At 59.6% G+C, this 1,285-nt stretch carries 1 pseudogene; it reads left to right on the forward strand.

Features of this window, described 5'->3' with window-relative positions:
- A pseudogene (locus EN749_RS35940) lies at positions 1–1,285 on the forward strand (type VI secretion protein); the annotation flags it as partial.

The raw sequence follows: 1,285 nt of genomic DNA on the forward strand, positions 1-1,285 counted from the left end.
GCACGATGTGACCGACAGCATCGTGCAGGATTTCGGCGCCTATGGGGCGCGCAAACTCGGCGTGGTCGAGCGCAACGGCAGCGTATTTTCGGAGCCTGGGGAATTTCTAGCGAAGATCTTGGCGGGCGCCGATGAGGTGGAAGTCCCGCTCCCCCGAATGAGTTTGGCTGAGGCAATTCCGACGCGGCAACTGCTGTTCGGGCGCGAGGCGATCGAGATCAAGGGGGCAGAGCCCTCTAGTTCGAAATTGGCCGCGATGATCTCCATGAAGGAGTATCCCCCCTACACAACGCCGGGCGGCCTCGACGGGCTTCTTCGCCTGCCTCATGAGATCATCATTACACAGTCCTTCGCCCTGGAGGACCGCGTTGCCGCAATGGGCCAAATCCGCAAGATCGGTCGACAAGTTGTCGGCTCTGACGAAGCGGGCACCTCGGTCGAGCAATCCGTTCACGACGGCATGGACAAGCTGGCACAAGGCGAAGTCGTGTTCGGCGACCATCATCTGACCGTTTGCGTGGTCGCTCGGTCAGTTCCGGAGCTCAACAAGGCAATTTCCGACGTGCAGTCGGAAATGTCGCGTCTGGCGATCATTCCGGTACGAGAGCGTCTGAACATGGAGCCGGCGTTTTGGGCGCAACTGCCGGGGAATTTTAGCTACATCGCACGCAAGGCATTGATCTCGTCGATGAATTTCGCGGGACTGTTTTCGGGGCATAATTTCCCGTCCGGTCAGAAAGACCGGCTGCATTGGAAACGTCCCATCGCCCTGCTCGAGACGACAAGCCAAACAGCCTACTATTTCAATTTCCATGTCGACGACGTGGGAAATTTCACGGTTTTTGGCCCGACCGGCTGGGGCAAGACCGTGGCGATGCCCTTCCTGCTGGCTCAAAGCATGAGGGTCGAGCCTCGGCCGCGCTGCGTCTATTTTGACAAGGATCGCGGCGCGGAAATCTTCGTGCGAGCGCTCGGCGGCCGCTATGAAGTTCTGCAGCCCGGTGTTCAAACCGGGTTCGCGCCCCTGCAGCTGGATGACACGCCGGAAAACCGGTCATTCGTCGATACGTTGCTCCAATATCTGCTGAAGCCTGACAACGGCACGTTGGAGCCCGCCGAGATCCGCGTGATCGGCGATGCGGTCGACCAGATTTTCAGGATTCCGAAAGAGCGGCGCGTCTTTTCGATGCTGCCGGAGGTCCTGCGCGGTCGTTTGCAACCGGGGATGAACGACCTGACACAACGGCTCGAGCCGTGGCTCGACACGAAGAGCAGAGGTTGGCTC

Origin of the sequence: Mesorhizobium sp. M7A.F.Ca.ET.027.02.1.1, assembly GCF_004022985.1 — a bacterium.
Taxonomy (GTDB): Bacteria; Pseudomonadota; Alphaproteobacteria; order Rhizobiales; family Rhizobiaceae; genus Mesorhizobium.